The sequence below is a fragment of the Pedobacter sp. 01T416_2 genome (assembly GCF_056398925.1).
In genome coordinates, this window is the sequence record NZ_JBFTQI010000432.1 from 1 (window position 1) to 5,055 (window position 5,055).

General features: G+C 37.6%; 7 protein-coding genes. 3 read left to right on the plus strand and 4 right to left on the minus strand.

What is annotated here, in order from left to right:
- Together AC1DPQ_RS17195 and AC1DPQ_RS17200 are read right to left on the minus strand one after the other, a co-directional pair.
- Positions 1-835: FecR family protein (locus tag AC1DPQ_RS17195; RefSeq protein ID WP_477610347.1), on the minus strand; the 835-nt coding region annotated here is incomplete at its 3' end.
- Between the two features lie 83 nt (positions 836-918).
- Positions 919-1,497: an RNA polymerase sigma factor gene (locus tag AC1DPQ_RS17200; RefSeq protein ID WP_477610348.1), complete on the minus strand. Its 579-nt coding sequence runs from the start codon at positions 1,495-1,497 to the stop codon at positions 919-921.
- Positions 1,498-1,928: 431 nt separating this feature from the next.
- Here AC1DPQ_RS17200 and AC1DPQ_RS17205 point away from each other — a divergent pair, with 431 nt between their 5' ends.
- From AC1DPQ_RS17205 to AC1DPQ_RS17215, 3 genes are all read left to right on the plus strand, one after another.
- Positions 1,929-2,219, plus strand: coding sequence for a hypothetical protein (locus AC1DPQ_RS17205; protein ID WP_477585904.1), 291 nt, complete (start codon positions 1,929-1,931; stop codon positions 2,217-2,219).
- Between the two features lie 164 nt (positions 2,220-2,383).
- Positions 2,384-2,572 (plus strand): cold-shock protein, encoded by a 189-nt coding sequence (locus AC1DPQ_RS17210; RefSeq protein WP_025142821.1) that lies wholly within the window; start codon positions 2,384-2,386, stop codon positions 2,570-2,572.
- Positions 2,573-2,817: 245 nt separating this feature from the next.
- Positions 2,818-3,489: a hypothetical protein gene (locus AC1DPQ_RS17215; RefSeq protein ID WP_477610349.1), complete on the plus strand. Its 672-nt coding sequence runs from the start codon at positions 2,818-2,820 to the stop codon at positions 3,487-3,489.
- Between the two features lie 7 nt (positions 3,490-3,496).
- Here the strand turns inward: AC1DPQ_RS17215 and AC1DPQ_RS17220 are convergent, their stop codons facing one another.
- Both AC1DPQ_RS17220 and moaCB read right to left on the minus strand, forming a co-directional pair.
- On the minus strand, positions 3,497-3,838 hold the full coding sequence (locus AC1DPQ_RS17220) for a hypothetical protein (protein ID WP_477586166.1): 342 nt from the start codon (positions 3,836-3,838) through the stop codon (positions 3,497-3,499).
- A 336-nt stretch (positions 3,839-4,174) separates the two neighbouring features.
- A partial coding sequence (moaCB, locus tag AC1DPQ_RS17225) for a bifunctional molybdenum cofactor biosynthesis protein MoaC/MoaB (protein ID WP_477610350.1) occupies positions 4,175-5,055 on the minus strand: 881 nt, incomplete at its 5' end.

Sequence of the window (5,055 nt, forward strand, 5' to 3'; positions counted from 1 at the left end):
AAATAAGGTTATTCGTTACCCAGGCTGTTTCCACAATCGTGGTATCAAGCTTAGTTATATGACCCATCTCGACTTTTGGAAGTTGCGGCAGTGCATTCGTCGCACCTTTTAAATTGCTCGCTGGTTTATAGAACAAGATTTTCTGTCCCGGTCTTAAAGTCACCACGTTATCATTGCCGCTGTTACTTTCCACTTTGATAGAGCCTTTAATGAGGGACGCTTCTGAGAAGTCTTCCTCCGGGTAGGACTTTAAATTGAATACCGTTCCTAAAACAGTTACTTTAAAATTGTCGGTCAATACCTTGAATGGCTTTTCCTTATTATGTGCTACATCAAAATAAGCCTCACCGATCAACTTTACAGACCTTGTATCCACATTAAAACCTTTTTCCATTTTAATTTCACTGCCCGAATTGAGGTAAACCTTTGTTCCATCAGGAAGAAGAATTTTTTTCTTATTCCCAAAACCTGTCTCAAACGACCTAGTGTAAAGTACTGCTGGTGCCGGTTTGCTCGAATAATAAAACAATCCTGCCATCAACACTGCTAAAAAGCAGGCTGCAGCAGCTCCATACCATATAATATGTCGTTTCCGCAATTGCTTTTCTGGTTGTGTCACTCCATTGATCTTATTAACCTGAATATTTAATGGGGTTATATTGGCACTTAAGACCTGGTACATATACCGAGCCTTCTCGACCAAGTCGGATTTCGAAGGGTTATCAACAACCCATTTTTCCCAAAACCGGATACACCTTTCGTCACTACCTTCACAATATTTCTTGAAGGTGTCATCCATTAAAAAATCTTCTGGTTGTAAATAATCATTAATCATTCTGGCTGCCTTTTATATATCAGTGCCTGAACTATTTGATTTTTACCGGATTTTTTTAGAAAAATAATATAACTTGCTGGTAGTTAGTTGATTAAATATTTTCTAAGGATTTTTAAAGCTTCATAAATCGTATTATAAGCTGTACGGACAGTCATCGCATTGAGTCTTGCAATATCTTCATAACTCAGTCCTTCATAAAAACGCAATTGAATGAGTTTTCGCTGCTGCAGACTAAGCTTTCCCAGTGCCTGGCTTAGTCGCCTCTTTACCAGATCATCTGATTGGATTTTAACAATAAGTTCCTCATAGGGTATTTCAATCAGCTCACCATCTTTTGCAATTGCAGAAATCACCCTGTCCAGTTTCTGCTGATGACCAATTTGTTTTAGAATTTTCCGCTTAAGAATAGTCCGCAGATAAGATTCTACTTGATCCACCCTGGGCAGAAATTCATGTTTCTCCCACAATTCTAGAAAGATCTGATTTAAGGTATCGCTGACCACATCGGGATCGGTGCAGACCCTTAGCCCAAAAACAGAGAGATTTCGATAAAGTCCTTTGTATAAATCCAGGAAAGCTTTCCGGTCTCCCGTGCACATTGCCTCCCACCACAAACTATACATGGAAATGTCACCAATAGTTGGGGAGGGCTTTTTGTTCATTGAGGGGGTGTTCTGTAATTATTTGGTTATATCAGCAATTATATGAATTATCTGTCAATTAAATATTTATTAATTTCATATTTTGTCAGCCTTGAGCAAACCTGCATCAGGGAACAGTAAGCGATATGGGTAGAGGAACAGCTAAAAACTGATGCTTATAAAATGGCAAGGTTTAAAGTAGGATGATGCAGCATTAATATTGGCTTTAGCAAAATACCGTCAGGCCACGAAAAAGAATAAGATTATAAAGATAGCTAGGAAGTTCCTGGTCCATATCCGATATGTGTTACCATTGCCAGTAAAAGAGCTGAATTATGGGCTATTTCTTATTTTAATTTCTTTTTGCCGTCGAATTGTATAGGTCCTGTTACAATTAATCTTATTTGGAATAATTTTTTAAATTAGCATATATTAAAAAACCTGATAAGCTTATGGAAAATCTAAAAGAAGAAACCAAAATCAAAGCTTTCCTCACCAGGATAAAAGCAGAGTGGCCAGGAGTGGTAGAACGCTTTGAGTTTAAAACAGGCAGTGTAATTTACGTTCATTTAAAGGAAGGCATATCTAGTGTGGATTTTCTCGGTAAACTTTCCAGACAGGTAGAACGTTTTGTCGATTTCAGTATGCCTATTATCTTGTATCATATTGAGAGTGATGGCATGAACTTAAGGTCGCACCCAATTAATTGGTATTCTTCCATTACGCAAGGAAAATCTTTTTAATGCTCATAAACATTTGTGGTTAATACCTTAGACTGTAAAATGGTCGCTATAATCTTTACAGTTGTAAATCTTTTTGTGCATAATTAGCAATTTTGTTTGCCAGTAATTTTGGTTTTTGGGTTTTAATCCTATTTTTGGTTTTTAATTTAAAAACATCCAGTATAATGAAAAACGGAACAGTAAAATTTTTTAACTCAGAAAAAGGCTTTGGCTTTATTAAAGAAGAGAGCGGATCTGAGATTTTTGTGCATGCATCAGGCCTGATTGACGAAATCAGAGAGAATGATACAGTTGAATACGAAGTTCAAGAAGGCAAAAAAGGCCTTAATGCAGTGAAAGTAAGAGTTGTTTAATTCTTCCCCAAAAAGATTTTGAGCAGGATTTAGTCCTGCTTTTTTTTGCCCTGATATTTTATTTCGCCATCGAAACCGGGTACATCATTAACTGAACAAAAAGGTTGAAAAAATTTCCTTCTCATTTCTAGCTGATTACCGATCTGATCTGCTTTACACGTTATCTCTATAGTTGTTTTCTGAATTGGATTTTTATTTTTGCTAATGTCGATCTAGTCGGCCGGAACCAAACAAATTAAATATTTTTGCAACTTTCTATTTTTTCAATTCAGGAACCTGTTATAAACAACAAACCTCTTGATCGGGGTACTTTTATGGCTGCGGCACAGTTTGTAACAGCACTTAACTTTGCGGGCGAATTTGAGCTCTTAAGTTTATCGGCCATGAATACAAAGGTTGGGGCAACTAAAAAGGGCGGACTGGTATTTGTACGTAATGGAAAGTTGAAAATGCATCCCGAAGTTTACGATCATTTATCCCTGATATCGATATCTTCTATCTGTGCAGGAAGTGTTTATTTCCATGGTCGTGATAAAATTGCTGCAGAAATTGTAAATCTCCCTTATAAGGATGGCCTTTTAAACTTAGCAGGTGCTGAAGAGGATTATATGGCCTTTAAACGTTTATGCAGCCCTGTTTCACGGTTTTTTTTGTTACAGGCTAAAAAAGTACAATGGTCTGCAATCTTATCTACATTTAGGTTTTTTATGATGGAAGGCATTTGGGATGTGGTTAATTTTGTTGCCCACGCACTGCATCAGGCTGATGCCGATGTACTCGCCTGTGCGCAGCTTTTAGAAAGCATGCAAAAACAAGAATGGTATCCTGGTTTTTGTCAGTTACTACAAGATTTCTACGCCTCTCGTTATCCTTTAACTAAAGCAGATTTAGAATCAGAACTGCCAGAAATGGCCTAAATACTAATTATTTTAGGTAATTTTCTAATAGCGCATTTATTTCATCTCCAATAGCTCTATTGCCCATGTTGTTGAGTTTTTGCTGCGAAGAATTGTGTTTTTCGATATATGTTGCCTCTGTTTTATTGAATTTAAGATAACCCTGCTCAAAATAACGTTCTTCAATTTCGGTAGAAGAATCCATTGATCTGAACCATAATTTAATCAGTGAGCCTGAAATTTTATCAAAGTAAAGCCAGTGGTAGGTCGCTTCTGCATCTGCATTGTCGGGCAGACCAAGACGTTGAATTTCTAGAATAGCAGTATCAGAATTTTGGAAAAAGTATAAAATCTTATATTTAGACGACATGCCGCAAAAATAGGACTTAATTTTTTATCACAAAAAACATTTTTGCTGTTTAGATTTAATATTGTTGACAACCGTGTTGGTCGGGATCTGTGATCTTGACCTTTGCTCTGCGGATTTGTAATCCGCATTTTGATCTATATGTGTTTAAGGATTATAAATCCTTGGTTCTTAAGACGGGATTACAAATCCCGACTAACAATATTAATCTTTTTCTCCGTGTTGGTCAGGACCTGTGATCTTGACCTTTGCAATACGGATTTGTAATCCGCATTTTGATTTTAAGAATTATAAATCTTAAGGTTTTTCAGACGGGATTAAAAATCCCTACTAACAATACTAATGTTTCTCGCCTTTAATTACCTTAAACAAATGCAAAACCTGAGGAAATAAGGCATCCATACTTTCTTCTACAGCACTTTTCGACCCTGGGAAGGTAAGTGCCAATGTTTCTCCGATAAAACCCGCTACACCACGCGAAAGCATGGCATAAGGCATGCGTTCCTGTCCGTAACGTCTCGCAGTTTCCATAATCCCATCGATATTGCGGTCAATTAAAGGCGCAATGGCCTCTGGAGTTACATCGCGGGGTGAAAGGCCAGTTCCCCCGGTAAAAATGATTAAATGGTAGCCGCCTTTGCTTAACTCGCTGGCTTTATCCCGAATGATATTGATCTCGTCGGGTACGATTTCATATTTCTCAGCATTGATGTCCCATTGGGCTAATCTCGAAATAATCGCTTTGCCAGAGTTATCCTGTGCTTTGTTTTCGAAAACAGAGTCTGAACAAACTACAACTGCAGCTTTTAGTTCAGGGAATTTGGCATTTTTAAGATCAGATTTTCCTCCCGATTTTTTTAATAACCTGATGTTTTCTATTTCAACACCTTTATCAATCGGTTTTAACATATCGTACATGGTTAAAGCTGTAACCGAAGCACCATGCATGGCTTCAACTTCTACACCTGTTTTGTAAATGGTATGTACTTCAACTGTAATCATGATGGTTAAACCTACAATTTCGTAGGTAATGGCCGTGTATTCAATTGGAAGCGGGTGACAATCGGGAATTACATCACTGGTTTTTTTTACGCCGAATAAACCCGCTGCACGGGCAAATTCAAATACATCGCCTTTGGGAATTTTACGCTGTTCAACAGCATCAATGGTTTCTTGCTTCGATACCTTTACAGTAGCGGTTGCAATGGCAATCCTTAAGG

Coding starts and splice junctions, on each gene's coding strand:
- AC1DPQ_RS17200 (WP_477610348.1), bottom strand. CDS start 1,497: ATGAACAAAAAGCCCTCCCCAACTATTGGTGACATTTCCATGTATAGT.
- AC1DPQ_RS17205 (WP_477585904.1), top strand. CDS start 1,929: ATGGAAAATCTAAAAGAAGAAACCAAAATCAAAGCTTTCCTCACCAGG.
- AC1DPQ_RS17210 (WP_025142821.1), top strand. CDS start 2,384: ATGAAAAACGGAACAGTAAAATTTTTTAACTCAGAAAAAGGCTTTGGC.
- AC1DPQ_RS17220 (WP_477586166.1), bottom strand. CDS start 3,838: ATGTCGTCTAAATATAAGATTTTATACTTTTTCCAAAATTCTGATACT.